The sequence below is a fragment of the Enterobacter sp. KB-280D8 genome (assembly GCF_041399405.1).
GTDB lineage: Bacteria > Pseudomonadota > Gammaproteobacteria > Enterobacterales > Enterobacteriaceae > Enterobacter > Enterobacter cloacae_N.
On the sequence record NZ_JBGKEC010000016.1, the window covers coordinates 1 to 15,934 of the forward strand.

At 54.1% G+C, this 15,934-nt stretch carries 17 protein-coding genes and 1 other annotated feature; of the genes, 8 read left to right on the forward strand and 9 right to left on the reverse strand.

All coding sequences use genetic code 11. The features are described from left to right. Positions 1-194 precede the first annotated feature (194 nt). The 3 genes from clpB to rluD form a co-directional block, all read right to left on the reverse strand. Positions 195-2,768 carry an ATP-dependent chaperone ClpB gene (gene clpB / locus AB8818_RS21830; protein ID WP_116343782.1) on the reverse strand — a complete coding sequence of 858 codons (2,574 nt, stop codon included), beginning with the start codon at positions 2,766-2,768 and terminating at the stop codon, positions 195-197. Positions 2,769-2,897: 129 nt separating this feature from the next. After that, positions 2,898-3,629 carry a purine nucleoside phosphorylase YfiH gene (gene yfiH, locus AB8818_RS21835; RefSeq protein ID WP_163330193.1) on the reverse strand — a complete coding sequence of 244 codons (732 nt, stop codon included), beginning with the start codon at positions 3,627-3,629 and terminating at the stop codon, positions 2,898-2,900. Beyond that, positions 3,626-4,606, reverse strand: coding sequence for a 23S rRNA pseudouridine(1911/1915/1917) synthase RluD (rluD, locus tag AB8818_RS21840; RefSeq protein ID WP_080330260.1), 981 nt, complete (start codon positions 4,604-4,606; stop codon positions 3,626-3,628). The genes yfiH and rluD overlap by 4 nt, the downstream gene beginning before the upstream one ends. 131 nt (positions 4,607-4,737) lie before the next feature. Here rluD and bamD point away from each other — a divergent pair, with 131 nt between their 5' ends. The 4 genes from bamD to pheA all read left to right on the forward strand — a co-directional run bounded on the left by bamD (position 4,738) and on the right by pheA (position 7,505). After that, a complete protein-coding gene (gene bamD / locus AB8818_RS21845; RefSeq protein WP_023308867.1) occupies positions 4,738-5,475 on the forward strand; it encodes an outer membrane protein assembly factor BamD in 738 nt (245 codons plus the stop codon). A gap of 268 nt (positions 5,476-5,743) precedes the next feature. Further along, positions 5,744-6,085: a ribosome-associated translation inhibitor RaiA gene (gene raiA, locus AB8818_RS21850; RefSeq protein WP_003863162.1), complete on the forward strand. Its 342-nt coding sequence runs from the start codon at positions 5,744-5,746 to the stop codon at positions 6,083-6,085. A 103-nt stretch (positions 6,086-6,188) separates the two neighbouring features. Then, positions 6,189-6,314: a sequence feature (Phe leader region), on the forward strand. Continuing rightward, positions 6,190-6,237, forward strand: a complete 48-nt coding sequence (pheL, locus tag AB8818_RS21855) for a pheA operon leader peptide PheL (protein WP_100249759.1) — start codon at positions 6,190-6,192, stop codon at positions 6,235-6,237. Its footprint overlaps the feature before it by 48 nt. Positions 6,315-6,344: 30 nt before the next feature. Continuing rightward, positions 6,345-7,505 carry a bifunctional chorismate mutase/prephenate dehydratase gene (gene pheA / locus AB8818_RS21860; RefSeq protein WP_116343784.1) on the forward strand — a complete coding sequence of 387 codons (1,161 nt, stop codon included), beginning with the start codon at positions 6,345-6,347 and terminating at the stop codon, positions 7,503-7,505. On the opposite strand, the gene AB8818_RS21865 is transcribed toward pheA, so the two are convergent. From AB8818_RS21865 to aroF, 3 genes are read right to left on the reverse strand one after another with little or no spacing between them, the layout of a single operon-like run. Then, positions 7,502-8,374 carry an SMP-30/gluconolactonase/LRE family protein gene (locus tag AB8818_RS21865; RefSeq protein WP_371200013.1) on the reverse strand — a complete coding sequence of 291 codons (873 nt, stop codon included), beginning with the start codon at positions 8,372-8,374 and terminating at the stop codon, positions 7,502-7,504. The two genes, pheA and AB8818_RS21865, sit on opposite strands and share 4 nt — an antisense overlap. Positions 8,375-8,434: 60 nt before the next feature. Then, positions 8,435-9,556 (reverse strand): bifunctional chorismate mutase/prephenate dehydrogenase, encoded by a 1,122-nt coding sequence (gene tyrA / locus AB8818_RS21870; protein ID WP_163330166.1) that lies wholly within the window; start codon positions 9,554-9,556, stop codon positions 8,435-8,437. Between the two features lie 10 nt (positions 9,557-9,566). Further along, entirely contained in the window at positions 9,567-10,637 is a 1,071-nt protein-coding gene (gene aroF / locus AB8818_RS21875) for a 3-deoxy-7-phosphoheptulonate synthase AroF (protein WP_041908638.1), read from the reverse strand. A 213-nt stretch (positions 10,638-10,850) separates the two neighbouring features. On the opposite strand from aroF, the gene AB8818_RS21880 reads away from it, so the two are divergent. The 4 genes from AB8818_RS21880 to AB8818_RS21895 all read left to right on the forward strand — a co-directional run bounded on the left by AB8818_RS21880 (position 10,851) and on the right by AB8818_RS21895 (position 13,626). After that, complete coding sequence (locus AB8818_RS21880; protein ID WP_116343787.1) at positions 10,851-11,225, forward strand: DUF2799 domain-containing protein; 375 nt, start codon at positions 10,851-10,853, stop codon at positions 11,223-11,225. A 228-nt stretch (positions 11,226-11,453) separates the two neighbouring features. Then, positions 11,454-11,915 carry a YfiR family protein gene (locus AB8818_RS21885; RefSeq protein WP_370552321.1) on the forward strand — a complete coding sequence of 154 codons (462 nt, stop codon included), beginning with the start codon at positions 11,454-11,456 and terminating at the stop codon, positions 11,913-11,915. Continuing rightward, complete coding sequence (gene dgcN / locus AB8818_RS21890) at positions 11,908-13,128, forward strand: diguanylate cyclase DgcN (protein ID WP_166712103.1); 1,221 nt, start codon at positions 11,908-11,910, stop codon at positions 13,126-13,128. The genes AB8818_RS21885 and dgcN overlap by 8 nt, the downstream gene beginning before the upstream one ends. 12 nt (positions 13,129-13,140) lie before the next feature. Further along, positions 13,141-13,626, forward strand: a complete 486-nt coding sequence (locus AB8818_RS21895) for an OmpA family protein (protein ID WP_166712105.1) — start codon at positions 13,141-13,143, stop codon at positions 13,624-13,626. A 2-nt stretch (positions 13,627-13,628) separates the two neighbouring features. On the opposite strand, the gene AB8818_RS21900 is transcribed toward AB8818_RS21895, so the two are convergent. From AB8818_RS21900 to rplS, 3 genes are all read right to left on the reverse strand, one after another. Beyond that, positions 13,629-14,999, reverse strand: coding sequence for a PepSY domain-containing protein (locus AB8818_RS21900; protein ID WP_192985126.1), 1,371 nt, complete (start codon positions 14,997-14,999; stop codon positions 13,629-13,631). Between the two features lie 39 nt (positions 15,000-15,038). Then, positions 15,039-15,443, reverse strand: a complete 405-nt coding sequence (locus AB8818_RS21905) for a DUF2946 domain-containing protein (protein WP_371200014.1) — start codon at positions 15,441-15,443, stop codon at positions 15,039-15,041. A 132-nt stretch (positions 15,444-15,575) separates the two neighbouring features. Then, positions 15,576-15,923 (reverse strand): 50S ribosomal protein L19, encoded by a 348-nt coding sequence (gene rplS, locus AB8818_RS21910; RefSeq protein WP_002914145.1) that lies wholly within the window; start codon positions 15,921-15,923, stop codon positions 15,576-15,578. Between the last annotated feature and the right edge of the window lie 11 nt (positions 15,924-15,934).

A 15,934-nucleotide genomic window follows, 5' to 3' on the forward strand; every position in this document is an offset into this window, starting at 1 on the left:
ACCCGGCGGCGTGTGTGCCGTTGTTCCGTGTCAGTGGAGGCGCATTATAGGGAGTAATTCCGAAGCTGCAAGGATAAAGTGAAAATTATTTACTGACTGCTCACTTTCCAGGCGAAACGCATCCCAGACCTCAATTTTCGCCTGGTTTTTAAACAAAAACGAGCCGCAAGCGGCTCGTTTTTGCGTTTTGTGACTTACTGCACTGCCACAATGCGATCGTCGTTGGCTTCCAGACGGATAACTTTGCCCGGAATCAGCTCTCCGGAGAGGATCTGCTGCGCCAGCGGGTTTTCGATCTGCTGCTGGATAGCACGTTTTAATGGACGCGCACCGTACACCGGATCGTAACCATTCTCGCTCAGCAGCTTCAGCGCATCGTCGGAGATGTGAATTTCATAACCACGCTCTTCCAGACGTTTGTACAGACGCTGCAGCTGGATCTGCGCAATCGACGCAATATGTTTCTCACCCAGAGGATGGAATACCACCACTTCATCAATACGGTTAATGAACTCCGGACGGAAGTTATGGCTCACCACACCGAGCACCAGATCCTTCATATGGCTGTAGTCCAGTTCACCGAAACGTTCCTGAATCAAATCGGAACCCAGGTTCGAGGTCATGATAACTACCGTATTACGGAAATCGACCGTTCTCCCCTGCCCGTCGGTCAGACGACCATCGTCCAGCACCTGCAGCAGGATGTTGAACACATCCGGATGCGCTTTTTCCACCTCATCCAGTAGAATGACGGAATAAGGACGACGACGCACCGCTTCGGTCAGGTAACCACCCTCTTCATAACCAACATATCCCGGAGGCGCACCGACCAGACGCGAGACGGAGTGTTTCTCCATAAACTCGGACATATCGATACGCACCATCGCATCGTCGCTGTCGAACATAAAGTTAGCCAGCGCTTTACACAGCTCGGTTTTACCGACACCGGTTGGCCCCAAGAACAGGAATGAACCAATCGGACGATTAGGATCGGACAGCCCGGCACGGCTACGACGAATGGCATTGGATACTGCTTCAACCGCCTCGTCCTGACCAATCACCCGCTGATGCAGATCCTGCTCCATGCGCAGCAGCTTATCGCGTTCGCTTTCCATCATGCGCGCCACCGGAATACCGGTCCAGCGCGCCAGCACCTCAGCAATTTCCGCATCAGTCACTTTGTTACGTAACAGACGCATGGTTTTGCCTTCAGACTGCGTGGCGATTTCAAGCTGTTTTTCCAGCTCAGGGATTTTGCCGTACTGCAGCTCCGACATCCGCGCCAGGTCGCCCACACGTCGCGCCTGCTCAATGGCAATTTTTGCCTGTTCGAGTTCTGCTTTAATAGTCTGCGTGCCTGACAGGGAGGCTTTTTCTGCCTTCCATTCTTCTTCCAGCTCAGAATACTGGCGCTCTTTATCGTCCAGTTCCTCATTGAGCATATCGAGGCGTTTTTTACTGGCCTCATCAGACTCTTTCTTCAGCGCCTGCTGTTCCAGCTTGAGCTGAATGATGCGTCGGTCAAGTCTGTCCAGCTCTTCCGGCTTCGAGTCAATCTGCATACGAATGCTTGAAGCCGCTTCATCAATCAGGTCAATGGCCTTATCGGGTAACTGACGGTCGGCGATGTAACGATGCGAAAGCGTCGCCGCCGCAACGATGGCCGGGTCAGTAATCTGCACGTGGTGGTGCAGTTCATAGCGCTCTTTCAGACCACGCAGGATCGCGATGGTATCTTCAACGCTAGGCTCAGCGACAAACACTTTCTGGAAACGACGTTCCAGCGCAGCATCTTTTTCAATGTACTGACGGTACTCATCAAGCGTAGTGGCACCAACGCAGTGAAGTTCACCGCGCGCCAGCGCAGGTTTCAACATGTTCCCGGCATCCATCGCGCCGTCCGCCTTACCGGCACCCACCATGGTGTGCAGTTCGTCGATAAACAGGATGACGTTGCCTTCCTGTTTCGCCAGGTCGTTCAGCACGCCTTTCAGACGCTCTTCGAACTCCCCGCGATATTTCGCACCGGCCACCAGAGCGCCCATATCCAGCGCCAGTACGCGGCGGCCTTTCAGCCCTTCCGGCACTTCGCCGTTCACGATACGCTGTGCCAGCCCTTCAACGATGGCGGTTTTACCGACACCCGGTTCACCAATCAGCACCGGGTTGTTCTTGGTACGACGCTGCAGTACCTGAATCGTACGGCGGATCTCTTCGTCACGGCCGATCACCGGGTCAAGTTTGCCCTGCTCAGCGCGTTCGGTCAGATCGACCGTAAATTTCTTCAAAGCCTGACGTTGGTCTTCGGCTCCCTGATCGTTCACGCTTTCACCTCCGCGCATTTTCTCAATCGCCTGAGTCACATTGGTGGTGGTTGCACCGGCAGATTTCAGCAGGTCGGTCAAGGTACCGCGTGATTCAAGCGCCGCCAGAACAAACAGCTCCGACGAAATAAAGTTATCCCCACGTTTTTGCGCCAGCTTGTCGCAAAGGTTCAGCACTCGCACCAGATCCTGAGACGGCTGCACGTCGCCGCCGGTACCTTCTACCTGCGGTAAACGGCTCAGCGCCTGATCGATAGCGGTGCGTAACTGGCCAGCATTAATGCCAGCAGACGTTAATAAAGGACGTACCGATCCCCCTTCCTGATTTAGCAAGGCGCTCATTAAATGAAGAGGTTCGATAAACTGGTTGTCGTGCCCCAGTGCAAGGGACTGGGCATCGGCGAGAGCAAGCTGGAATTTATTAGTAAGACGATCCAGACGCATAACTCCTCCCATAACAGGTCAAATTTGCTACTGGAGATTAAATGAGGTCATCCCTCAATTATTCAAGGTTAATGACCTGAATTATGTGAAAAGAAAACGGCACGTGCCGGATCGTCTTGATTCTTTAGGTTATATCAGCCAAATGAAACTTGCCATACGCCCCGTCGTCTTGTCGCGGCGATAGGAGAAAAAATCACCCTTTTCGGTGAACGTACAGCGATCGCCACCGAAGATCTGCGTTACGCCAATATTATTCAGGCGCTGACGGGCAAGCTGATAAATATCCGCCAGATATTTTTCCCCGGCAGGCAGGAAGGCCTCAATGGCTTGCGGATCTTTATCTATAAAGGCTTCGCGAACCTCTGGCCCCACTTCAAAAGCACGAGGCCCAATCGCCGGACCAAGCCACGCCATGATATTGGCGGGATCATCATTAAAGCAGGCGACAGTCTCTTCCAGAACGCCCTCACACAGGCCACGCCAGCCCGCATGCGCGGCAGCCACTTCAGAGCCTGCGCGATTACAGAACAGAACCGGCAGACAATCGGCTGTCATGACGGCACAAACCGTGCCCGGTGTATTACTGTAAGAGGCATCGGCGCGTTTAGAAGCGCATGGTTCTCCCGTCAGCTTCAGTACCGCTTTACCGTGAACCTGCTCCAGCCAGACCGGTTTCGACGGCAGATTTCCCGCAGCAAAGAGACGCGTGCGGTTCTCTTCAACGTGCTCCAGGCTGTCGCCGCAGTGCGCGCCGAGGTTTAAAGACTCCCACGCGCCCTGGCTCACGCCGCCAATACGGGTCGAACTACAGGCGGCCACGCCTGCAGGCAGCGGCCACTCCGGGACAATCAGTTTGGTCATAGCCAGTCCACTTGATCCTTATGTTCTTCGAAATCGGCACGCATGGCGTCAATAAGTTCCACCATATCCTGCGGGATAGGCGCATGCCACTCCATCTGGATTCCTGTAATCGGATGATAAAGACGCAGCATGGTCGCGTGCAGCGCCTGACGATCGAATTTACGCAATACGCTGATGAACTCATCCGATGCGCCTTTTGGCGGACGCGGACGCCCACCGTACACCTGATCCCCCACCAGCGGATGGGTAATGTGCGCCATGTGAACGCGGATCTGGTGAGTACGCCCGGTTTCCAGGCGCAGACGCAGGCGGGTATGAATACGGAAGTGCTCCATAATGCGATAGTGCGTCACCGCAGGTTTACCCATCGGATGCACCGACATATGGGTACGTTTCGTCGGGTGACGGCTGATCGGCTCTTCTACAGTGCCGCCAGCAGTCATGTGCCCAATCGCCACCGCTTCATATTCGCGGGTGATTTCACGCAGCTGCAGTGATTCCACCAGACGAGTTTGAGCAGGAACAGTCTTCGCCACTACCATCAGACCGGTGGTGTCTTTATCCAGACGGTGAACGATGCCTGCACGTGGAACATCCGCGATCGGCGGATAATAATGGAGAAGTGCATTAAGCACCGTACCGTCAGGATTACCCGCGCCCGGATGTACAACCAGGTCGCGCGGCTTGTTGATCACCAGAATGTCATCATCTTCATAGACGATGTCCAGCGGGATATCCTGCGGCTCGAAGCGGATTTCCTCTTCGATTTCAGCATTGATGGCAACAGCTTCCCCACCAAACACTTTCTCTTTTGGTTTGTCCCAGATCTTGCCGTTTACCAGCACACGCTGGTCAAGGATCCATTCTTTTATGCGTGAACGCGAATAATCAGGGAACAATTCGGCCAAAGCCTGATCTAAGCGTTGACCGAGCTGATTTTCGGAGACTGTTGCGGTGAGTTCTACTCGTTGTGCCATAAACTGCTTCTTTGTTTAACGTTGGGTTTTACGGCTTTGCCGTTTAATATAGTGTGCTATTGTAGCTGGTCTTAATCGGGAGCAGGAACAGAGTTTCTCCCGGACAAACATTTGAGGAAAGTCAAAACGTCATGACGCGCATGAAATATCTGGTGGCAGCGGCCACGTTGAGCCTGGCTTTGGTGGGCTGCTCCGGTTCGAATGAACAGGTCCCTGACAATCCGCCGAATGAAATCTATGCGACTGCACAACAAAAGTTGCAGGACGGTAACTGGAAACAGGCGATAACGCAACTGGAAGCGTTGGATAATCGCTATCCGTTTGGTCCGTATTCGCAGCAGGTACAGTTAGATCTCATCTACGCCTACTACAAAAATGCCGATCTGCCGCTGGCTCAGGCAACTATCGATCGTTTCATGCGTCTGAACCCGACTCATCCTAACATCGATTACGTCATGTACATGCGCGGTCTGACCAACATGGCGCTGGATGACAGTGCGCTGCAGGGCTTCTTCGGCGTGGATCGTTCCGACCGTGACCCGCAGCATGCGCGCGATGCCTTCAATGACTTCTCCAAGCTGGTGCGCGGCTATCCGAACAGTCAGTACGTCACCGACGCAACCAAACGTCTGGTGTTCCTGAAAGATCGTCTGGCAAAGTATGAATACTCCGTTGCGGAATACTATACCCGCCGTGGCGCATGGGTTGCTGTGGTTAACCGCGTAGAAGGTATGCTGCGTGATTATCCGGATACTCAGGCAACGCGTGACGGCCTGAAGCTGATGGAAAATGCTTACCGTCAGATGCAGATGACCGCTCAGGCTGAAAAAGTGGCGAAAATCATCGCCGCGAACAGCAGCAACACCTGATATCGCTTCAATGCAAAACGGCAGCCAGAAGGCTGCCGTTTCTTTATTCATTTCAGACATCCGCTGAAGCGCTTTAGCCTCAACACATCCCGTCAACTATGACCGCAATTCGTACCTTCCACAAGGTAAATCTCACCTCTTCCTGCCCTGCCTCACAAAAAAGATTCCCTGACAAAAACCGACAAAATAACGTGATCTAAATCACACATTTTGACATTAGGTCGGGTATGCTGGAATCACCAAGACGGAAAGACAAGAGGTAAAATTTATGACAATGAACATTACCAGTAAACAAATGGAAATTACTCCGGCAATTCGCCAGCACGTCGCAGACCGTCTCGCCAAACTGGATAAATGGCAAACTCATTTGATTAATCCACATATCATCCTGTCCAAGGAGCCCCAGGGTTTCATCGCTGACGCAACTATCAATACTCCAAACGGCCATCTGGTCGCCAGCGCAAAACACGAGGATATGTACACCGCTATTAACGATTTGATCAACAAGCTGGAACGGCAGCTCAATAAAGTGCAACACAAAGGTGAAGCCCGTCGCGCCGCAACATCGGTGAAAGACGCCAGCTTCGCGGAAGAAGTTGAAGAAGAGTAATCCTTTAAATTGAGTGTACCGCCAACGCGCCTTCGGGCGCGTTTTTTATTGACAGGGTGAAAACAGTACGGGTACTTTAACGGTATCAATCACAGGATGACTTTATGAAACTTACGCCGTTCTTCTTCGCATTCTTTTTTACCTTCCCCTGAACGGGAGGCGTTTCGTCGTGTGATAAAGAATGCGAAGACGAACAACAAGGCCTCCCACACCGGGGGGCCTTTTTTATTGATAACGATAAAATGAGACAGGCAACACTATGACACCGGAAAACCCGTTACTGGATCTGCGAGTAAAAATCAGCGCGCTGGATGAAAAATTGCTGGCGCTGCTGGCCGAACGCCGCGCGCTCGCCATTGAAGTAGGCAAAGCCAAACTGGACTCCCATCGTCCGGTGCGTGATATCGACCGCGAGCGCGACCTGCTGGAGCGTCTGATCCAGCTAGGCAGAGCGCATCACCTCGATGCCCATTACATCACCCGGTTGTTCCAGCTCATCATCGAAGACTCCGTTCTCACCCAGCAAGCGTTACTCCAGCAGCATCTGAACAAAACCAACCCGCACTCGGCACGCATCGCCTTCCTCGGGCCTAAAGGCTCCTACTCTCACCTGGCCGCACGTCAATATGCCGCGCGCCACTTCGAAGAATTTATTGAGAGCGGCTGTGCGAAGTTTGCCGACATTTTTAACCAGGTCGAGACCGGCCAGGCCGATTACGCCGTCGTGCCGATTGAAAACACCAGCTCCGGTGCCATTAACGACGTCTATGATTTACTGCAGCACACCAGCCTGTCACTTGTCGGCGAGCTGACGATCCCTATCGATCACTGCGTGCTGGTCTCCGGCTCAACCGACCTGAGCACGATCGAAACCGTGTACAGCCATCCGCAGCCGTTCCAGCAGTGCAGCCAGTTCCTGAACCGCTATCCGAACTGGAAAATTGAGTACACCGAAAGCACCTCGGCGGCGATGGAAAAAGTGGCGCAGGCCAACTCCCCAACCGTTGCAGCGCTCGGCAGCGAAGCGGGCGGCGCGCTGTATGGACTGCAAGTGCTGGAACGCAACCTGGCAAACCAGACGCAAAACATCACCCGTTTCGTGGTGCTGGCCCGCAAGGCAATCAACGTGTCAGACCAGGTGCCGGCGAAAACCACGCTGCTGATGGCAACCGGCCAGCAGGCCGGCGCGCTGGTTGAAGCCCTGCTGGTGCTGCGCAACCACAACCTGATCATGACCAAACTGGAATCACGCCCAATCCACGGTAACCCGTGGGAAGAGATGTTCTACCTCGATATCCAGGCCAACCTGGAGTCAGCTTCCATGCAGAAAGCCCTGCGCGAACTCGGCGAAATCACGCGCTCCATGAAAGTGCTGGGCTGCTATCCGAGCGAAAACGTCGTCCCGGTTGACCCGGCTTAACGTTCGATAAACTGGCTTTTCTTCATCCCTGCTACGCTGACAGGCAGGGTGAAGATGCCGCCGGAGAGCGGATACTTCTCCACCTCCTCCGCATCCATATTTTCCCGCGTGGTGGTAATGAACAGCGTTTTCATGTCATCGCCGCCAAAGCAGACCATCGTCGGGCAACGCACCGGGATGCGGTATTCTTCCAGTTGCTCCCCTTGCGGAGAAAAACGCGCAATACGCCAGCCGTCAAACAGCGCGCTCCAGTAGCAGCCTTCCACATCCATCGCCGCGCCGTCGGGTATCCCTTCTCCCGCTTTAAACTGACGAAACACCTCGCGCCTGCCAGGGTCACCATGCTCATCAAGCGGCGTACGGTAAATTACGCCGTTTGGCGTGTCGGAGGTAAACATCCACCGCTTATCCGGGCTAAACGCTAAGCCGTTGTGCCCGTGAATATCGCACTGGATCACCTTCGGCGCCAGGTCGTTGTCGATGCGCATCAGCAGGGCACCGTTGTAATCTCCCGGCCCCCAGAACGTGCCCGCATAGAAGCGTCCCTGATGGTCGGTCCCCCCATCATTAAAACGTGCGAGCTGCGGGTTTGAGGGGTTATCGCACACCTTGCGCTGCAGGAGCCCATGCTTATCGGCAAGCCAGATGCCGTTGCGCATGGCGACAATAAAGCCGCCGCGCTCGCGCAGGGCAAAGCAGCCCACCTCTTCATGGAAGGAAAGCACGGTATGTTCCGCCGTTGACAGGTGGTAGCGGTGGATCTCCCCTTCCAGAATATCCGCCCAGTAAAGCGCATTTTCTTCTGCGCTCCACGTCGGGCATTCGGGCAGATGCCCGGTGTAGTTCAACAGCAGCTGCGGTTCAGCCATGACAGTTCCCCAAAATGAAAAAAGCCAGCATTGCTGGCTTTCAGTATATACATCATTGGATTACTGGCGACTGTCATTTGCCTGGCGCAACAGCGTGCGGCTTTCACTCTGGAAACGCGTGGCGTAATCGCCGAACCAGTGCTCCACTTTGCGGAAGCTGTCGATAAACGCCTGCTTGTCTCCGTGCTCCAGCAAGGTAATGGCTTCACCAAAGCGCTGATAGTAGCGCTTGATCAGCGCCAGGTTATTTTCAGACGACATAATGATGTCGGCGTAAAGCTGCGGATCCTGCGCAAACAGACGCCCGACCATCGCCAGCTCCAGACGATAGATAGGTGAAGAGAGCGCCAGCAGCTGTTCAAGCTGCACGTTCTCTTCCGCCAGATGCAGACCGTAGGCAAAGGTCGCAAAGTGGCGCAGCGCCTGAATGAACGCCATGTTCTGATCGTGCTCGACCGCGCTGATGCGGTGCAGCCTCGCGCCCCATACCTGGATCTGCTCCAGGAACCACTGGTAGGCTTCCGGCTGACGACCGTCGCAGTAAACCACCACCTGCTTCGCCAGGCTGCCGCTGTCCGGGCCAAACATAGGGTGCAGGCCCAGCACCGGGCCGGTATGTGCAGCCAGCATCGCCTGCAGAGGACCATTTTTGACGGAGGCCAGATCCACCAGAATGCAATCTTTCGGTAGAGGCGGGAGCTTTCCGATGATCTGCTCCGTCACGTGGATCGGCACGCTGACGATGACCATTCCGGCATCTTTCATGAGTTCCGGAGCATGCGCCCAGTCCTCTTTTTCCAGAATGCGCACCTGATAGCCAGAAAGCGTCAGCATTTTCTCGAACAGACGCCCCATCTGTCCTGCTCCGCCGACAATCACCACCGGCCGCAGGGACGGGCAGAGGGTTTTAAAGCCCTTGTCGTTTTCGCTGGAATAGGATTCCCGCATCACGCGACGCAGAACATCTTCAATCAAATCCGGCGAAACGCCCAGCGCCTGGGCCTCTTTACGACGGGAGGCCAGCATTGAGGCTTCGCGCTCCGGGACGTAAATCGGCAGGCCGTATTTGCTTTTCACCTCACCGACTTCGGCAACCAGTGCCATGCGGCGCGCCAGCAGGTCCAGCAGCGCCTTATCCACTTCATCAATTTGATCGCGCAGTGCGGTCAATTCAGCAACCATAACTACCCTCTTAAGCCAGACGCGTCGCCAGCTGGCCGCTTAAATCTTTATGGATCTCACGCAGCAGCGCATCGGTGGTTTCCCAGCTGATGCAGGCATCCGTGACGGAGACGCCGTGCTTCATCGCGCTGCGCGGCTGTTCTGATGACTGATTGCCTTCATGAATGTTGCTCTCAATCATCAGACCAATAATCGAACGGTTTCCGTCTTTGATCTGTGCAACCACGGATTCCGCAACCGCTGGCTGGCGACGGTAATCTTTATTCGAATTACCATGACTGCAATCTACCATCAGTGCCGGACGCAGTCCCGCCTGTTCCATCTCTTTTTCACACTGCGCCACGTCCGCCGGGCTGTAGTTTGGCGCTTTACCACCGCGCAGGATCACATGACCGTCCGGGTTGCCCTGCGTTTGCAGCAGACACACCTGGCCCGCCTGGTTGATACCGACAAAGCGGTGCGGCATGGCGGCGGCGCGCATGGCGTTGATCGCCGTCGCCAGGCTGCCATCGGTACCGTTTTTAAAGCCAACCGGCATCGACAAGCCAGACGCCATCTCGCGGTGGGTTTGCGATTCAGTCGTACGCGCACCAATCGCGGACCAGCTGAACAGATCGCCCAGGTACTGCGGGCTGTTCGGATCCAGCGCTTCGGTTGCCAGCGGCAGCCCCATGCTGACCAGCTCCACCAGCAGGCGACGCGCAATCTTCAGGCCTGCTTCCACATCAAACGAGCCATCCATGTGCGGATCGTTAATCAACCCTTTCCAGCCGACGGTCGTACGTGGCTTCTCAAAATAGACGCGCATCACCAGATAGAGGCTATCGCTGACCTCCTCCGCTAATGCTTTAAATCGACGAGCATACTCAATGGCGGTTTCAGGATCGTGAATAGAGCAAGGACCACATACCACCAGCAGGCGCGGATCGCGGCCGGCGATTATGTCAGAAATGGTCTGGCGAGAGTGCTCGATCTGAGCCTCCTGCGCGGCGCTCAGCGGAAACTCCGCTTTCAGTTGATCCGGGGTAATCAGAACCTGTTCGTCAGTGATATGTACGTTGTTCAGCGCGTCTTTTTGCATGATAGCGATCCTGTAAAGCTCGTTTGCGATAGTTGTTTTCCTCAGTGAGGTGAAACCACGATACCATAAAAAGTAAACATTTCAATCCAAAATACGTACACATTACTTTACACAAACCAATTAATTGCAAAAATTAGCCGCTAAAAACGTAAAGTTAAAATTACACCCTAACTTTCTTCCGCCAGGCTATGCTGAAGAAAAAGGAGAAGGATTATGCGATCGATTGCTCTCGTCCTGCTGTCGCTGTTTTTATCGGGCTGCCAGATTAATCCTTACACTTTCCAGCCCAACTGGACGAGCCCGGACTGGTTCAGTGCAGGTAAAGAAGACGCCATGAATGGCCTGCCGGTTAAAGATAATCAGACCCTGGCCGATAGTTTTAACGACCCCAATATCGATCGTAGTGAATATCTCCGTGGCTATGCTGATGGTCAGAAAAAAGTATGCGAAGAAGGCTTTATTCACGCATGGGGATTAGCGGGCAAATCTTATCCCGCCAGTTGTGATACCGTTGAAAATGCAGCGAAACTGCACGCGTCATGGCAAAAAGGAATGGATGAAAGTATGCGTTCCAGCAGGCTTAATTAAGTTTGCTTTTATTCTTTGGAAAATAAACAACTGTAGGATTTAGCTTAGGTCAGCCATGGGCTATTTCTGACATAATGACGGCTCTGATAAACAATGGTATTCTGCCCGCAACTCTTAAGGACATCTATTTCCGGAGCGGTACGGCGGATTCTGGTGAGAAATTTATACTTGAACTCTTTGTTCCGACTCACTCTGGTGCTAATGCTGTTCCTTATGGTGGGCCCGGCGATGGCAGGCGCGCTCACGGAGACAGATAAATCGGTACGTTCGATTGTCTCAGGCATAGTGAGCTATACGCGATGGCCGTCGCTTTCCGGTCAGCCTAAGCTCTGTATCTACGCCACTTCTCACTATACGCACGCGCTCAGCGGCGACCAGGGGAATAACGAGTTACCCTATACCCCCGTTATTGTCCGTAACGATCGGGAAGCCCTGGCCGCGACATGCGATGCTGTTTATTTCGGGACTGAACCACCTGCGAAACAACTTGAATTAATAAGTCAATATCAGGGCAGAGCATTGCTATTAATCTCAGAGCAAAATCCGGAATGTGTTATTGGCAGTGCCTTTTGCCTGATAATCGATCGTGGCCAGGTGCGGTTTTCCGTCAATCTGGATGCGTTGACACGCAGTGGCGTCAGGGTCAACCCGGATGTATTAATGCTTGCACGGAATAAGCAGCATGGATAAAGATTTCACCTCGACGCCACGTCCGACGTTTAAAAGAACGCTGAGGCGAAACAGCATGATAAGCGTCATCATCACGATGACGTTAATATGGCTGCTGCTCTGTTTTGCCTCGGTCGTAACATTAAAACAGTACGCGCAAAAAAATCTCGAATTAACCGGCGCCACAATGAGCCACAGCCTGGAAGCCTCGCTGGTTTTCAACGATTCACTGGCGGCCAACGAAACGCTCGCTGCGCTGGGTAAGCAGGGGCAGTTTGCCGTAGCAGAAGTCATCAACGGGCATAAAAAGCGCTTCGCCTACTGGTCCTGGAACCCGAAGGATAACAATGACACGCTGGGCGCGCTGGTGAGCCGCTGGCTTTTCCCCGTTCCGGTTGCACAGCCCATCATGCATAACGGCGCGGCAATCGGCGAAATTCGCCTTACCGCGCGTGACAGTCTGATCGGTCATTTTATCTGGATGTCGTTTGCCGTCCTCACCGGCTGTATTCTTTTTGCAACCGTCGTCGCGCTTACTATTACCCACTCTCTGCACCGCGGCATGGTAACGGCGCTGCAAAATATCACTGACGTTGTGCATGACGTGCGCACAAACCGCAACTTCTCCCGCCGGGTGAAAGATGGCCGTATCGAAGAATTTCACCAGTTTGGTGAAGACTTCAACAGCCTGCTGGATGAGATGGAGGAGTGGCAGCTTAAGCTCCAGGCCAAAAACGCCCAGCTGCTGCGTACCGCCATGCACGACCCGCTCACCGGTCTTGCCAACCGTGCGGCGTTTCGTAACAGCATTGCGGCCTTAATGAACGACCCTTCAGCCAGAAAAAACTCGGCCCTGCTCTTCCTCGACGGTGACAATTTTAAATTTATCAACGACACCTGGGGACACGCGGCAGGAGACTGCGTATTGATTGAAGTCGCCAGCAGGATGATGGAGTTTGGCGATAAACGCCATCAATCCTATCGCCTTGGCGGTGACGAATTTGCCATGGTGCTCTACGGTGTGCATTCTGAGACTGAGGTTCAACACATTTGTGCTGCGCTAGCGCAGCAGTTTATCCGTCCGTTTGATCTGCATAACGGACAAAAAGCATCGATGTCACTCAGCATTGGCTTTGCTCTGGCGTGGGAAAATGCGTCCGTTGAAGCATTACTGGAGAAAGCCGACCGCAATATGTACCAGGTTAAAAACCAGCGTACAAAAACAATAAGTTAGAAAGGAAATGCTATGTTAAAACGATATTTCGCGCCGTTAGTTATGGCCTCACTGGTTCTGGCTGGCTGCCAGTCGCCGCCCCAGGGCAAATTCACACCTGAACAAATCGCGGCGATGAAGTCATACGGTTTTAACGAACTGAACGGCGACTGGTCTTTGGGGTTGTCGGATACCATCCTCTTTGATAAAAATGACGCCAGGCTGCGCCCGGACAGTGAAGCACAGATCCAATCCATGGCCTCTCGCCTGGCGAAAACTGGCCTGAATCACGCGCGAATGGACGGTCATACGGATAACTACGGTGAAGAAAGTTACAACGAAGCACTGTCGTTAAAACGCGCCGATGCCGTTGCCGACGCGTGGGCGAAGGGAGCGAATATCCCGCGCACTAATCTCACCACCCAGGGATTAGGAAAAAAATACCCGATTGCGAGCAATAGTACTGCACAAGGGCGTGCTGAAAACCGCCGGGTGTCAGTGGTTATCAGCACGCCATAGGATTATTTAGCGGATGATTCGGTGAGCGACACGCCTGTTGCCGCTCGCCAGCGCAGCCAGTCAATCAGAACAAACAGTGTCAGACTCACGCCCATCACCGGCAAAGCCAGCCCCAGCAGTATGCTGATTATCACCGTAACGCCTCTTCCCCACCCTGACAGCGCAAGCCAGCTCTGAGAGAGCGTCTGCACCGGATTCATTGCAGATCGCGCCGGACGACGCATCCACCACATCCGGTATCCCCAGATGATGAGCACGCACAGGGCAAGGCCGAAGGCTACGAGCAGCAGCTGATTCACCAGCCCGAATAAGATCCCCATATGGAAATCCACGCCCCAGCGGGTCAGTTTTGCCATGAGCGGGAAATCTTCAAATCGGGTTCTGTCCAGGACCTGCATCGTACCGGGATCAACCGCAACGGCGTCCACCTGAGTCGGCCAGCTGCGGTCGATTTCCGTCACTGTCCATGCGCGATCCATCGTTTTCGCCGGGCGGATCTCCAGCCTGTTGGCATCAATCCCCGCCTTACGCGCCGCGCTTAACACGCCATCAAACTGCGCCAGATCCATCGCTATTTCAGGCATCACCATTCCGCCATGGTGACCACGGTGTTCAGCGTGCTCATCCACGTTCTCCGGCACGCCGGAAAGCGCCGTATTTACCTGCGGAGTTAGCCAGTTCATCTCAGCGCGCAGCTTATCAACGTTTCCCCCCGCCCACTGGGACCAGGTCAGGCCGGTTGCAGAGAAGAGCAGCATGCCCCCCAGTAATATCCAGCCGAGCGTCACATGCACCCGACGACGGTTCTGGAAGGAATTGTTAATCCGGCGTTTTGGCCGGGTATAAAACCACAGGGCAATCCCTCCCAGCGCGGCAACCCACATCCAGGAGGCGGCCAGTTCGCTATACAGTCGCCCGACATCGCCCAGCATCAGAGAGGTATGCAGATAATCAATGGTCTGACGCAGCGGTAAAATCCCGCTGGTGCCGTATACCGTCATATCCCCCAACACCGCCAGGCTTACCGGATCGATAAAGATCGCCCGGTTTTCCGAGGGCCCCAGCGTCGGATCAGCAAACATCACGCGGGTGGTTTCGCCTTCAACCAGCCCCGGACGAACGGCGTGCAAACGCAAATCTGAGCCAATGGCTTTTTCCGCCACGGTAATTTGTTCCGCCAGCGGCTTCGGCTCGCCCACAGAATCCGTATGGAGCGCTTGCCGGTAGAGCGCATTCTCGAGCTGCGGGGTCGCCACGTACAGCGTACCGGTCAGCGCGGCGAAGAAGATAAACGGGCCGACAAACAGCCCGACGTAGAAATGGAGGCGACGCAGCAGGTTTCCCCATGCCACGCGCGGCGTGCAGGTAGTCATACTTTTCCTTTTTAAGGCAAAAAGTTATCGATTTAGTTTTTAAAGGGAAAAAGCAGGCTGCCGCGGCGGCGCGCGGGTATCGGGGTAAAGCCAGGGGAAAAAGTGCCAGTGGCTGACCGCCTGACGCGGCGGCTTAACGCGAAGCCTCTGCAGCACTACGCTGAGCAGAACGATCAGCGCCAGCATCACGCCCGGCACGTGGGCTAACAGCACGCAATAGCCACAGGCTACAGCATGGTCGACAGGCATCGTGTGCGGCACATCGCTATGGTTCTCGTCCATCGACATCATACTCATGTCATGATGCATGCCCGGCATAGCGCTCATAGGGTCTTTCTGCAGCGAGACAGAGATAAGCGGCGCCACCACGATCAGCAGGATCGCAAACAGCGCGGTCAATGCCGCTGCGCGTTTCCTGTCAGGCTGATGCAGTACGTTATCCACTTCCCCTCCATTCAAGAGGCAAGCATTGTAAATGATTTATGACGAAAGGGTTAACGCGAGAGGTGCGATAGGATAAAAAAAGGGCCAGCCTTTCGGCCAGCCCTTTCTAACAGGATGTCGCTTAAGCGAATCTTAGTTCAGACGCTCTTTAATACGAGCAGACTTACCAGTACGCTCACGCAGGTAGTACAGTTTAGCTTTACGTACAGCACCACGACGTTTAACAGCAATGCTGTCAACTACCGGAGAGTGAGTCTGGAAGACACGCTCAACGCCTTCGCCGTTGGAAATTTTACGAACAGTGAATGCAGAGTGCAGACCGCGGTTACGAATAGCGATAACCACGCCCTCGAATGCCTGCAGACGTTTTTTGGAACCTTCAACAACCCATACTTTCACTTCCACGGTGTCACCTGGACGGAAGGAAGGTACGTCCTGCTTCATCTGCTCTTGTTCAAGTTGCTTAATAATGTTGCTCATAATTTAATCTC

Coding starts and splice junctions, on each gene's coding strand:
- tyrA (WP_163330166.1), bottom strand. CDS start 9,556: ATGGTTGCTGAATTGACCGCACTGCGCGATCAAATTGATGAAGTGGAT.
- yfiH (WP_163330193.1), bottom strand. CDS start 3,629: ATGACCAAACTGATTGTCCCGGAGTGGCCGCTGCCTGCAGGCGTGGCC.
- aroF (WP_041908638.1), bottom strand. CDS start 10,637: ATGCAAAAAGACGCGCTGAACAACGTACATATCACTGACGAACAGGTT.
- pheA (WP_116343784.1), top strand. CDS start 6,345: ATGACACCGGAAAACCCGTTACTGGATCTGCGAGTAAAAATCAGCGCG.
- AB8818_RS21885 (WP_370552321.1), top strand. CDS start 11,454: ATGGCAGGCGCGCTCACGGAGACAGATAAATCGGTACGTTCGATTGTC.
- clpB (WP_116343782.1), bottom strand. CDS start 2,768: ATGCGTCTGGATCGTCTTACTAATAAATTCCAGCTTGCTCTCGCCGAT.
- bamD (WP_023308867.1), top strand. CDS start 4,738: ATGACGCGCATGAAATATCTGGTGGCAGCGGCCACGTTGAGCCTGGCT.
- rplS (WP_002914145.1), bottom strand. CDS start 15,923: ATGAGCAACATTATTAAGCAACTTGAACAAGAGCAGATGAAGCAGGAC.
- AB8818_RS21880 (WP_116343787.1), top strand. CDS start 10,851: ATGCGATCGATTGCTCTCGTCCTGCTGTCGCTGTTTTTATCGGGCTGC.
- AB8818_RS21895 (WP_166712105.1), top strand. CDS start 13,141: ATGTTAAAACGATATTTCGCGCCGTTAGTTATGGCCTCACTGGTTCTG.
- raiA (WP_003863162.1), top strand. CDS start 5,744: ATGACAATGAACATTACCAGTAAACAAATGGAAATTACTCCGGCAATT.
- AB8818_RS21900 (WP_192985126.1), bottom strand. CDS start 14,999: ATGACTACCTGCACGCCGCGCGTGGCATGGGGAAACCTGCTGCGTCGC.
- dgcN (WP_166712103.1), top strand. CDS start 11,908: ATGGATAAAGATTTCACCTCGACGCCACGTCCGACGTTTAAAAGAACG.
- rluD (WP_080330260.1), bottom strand. CDS start 4,606: ATGGCACAACGAGTAGAACTCACCGCAACAGTCTCCGAAAATCAGCTC.
- AB8818_RS21865 (WP_371200013.1), bottom strand. CDS start 8,374: ATGGCTGAACCGCAGCTGCTGTTGAACTACACCGGGCATCTGCCCGAA.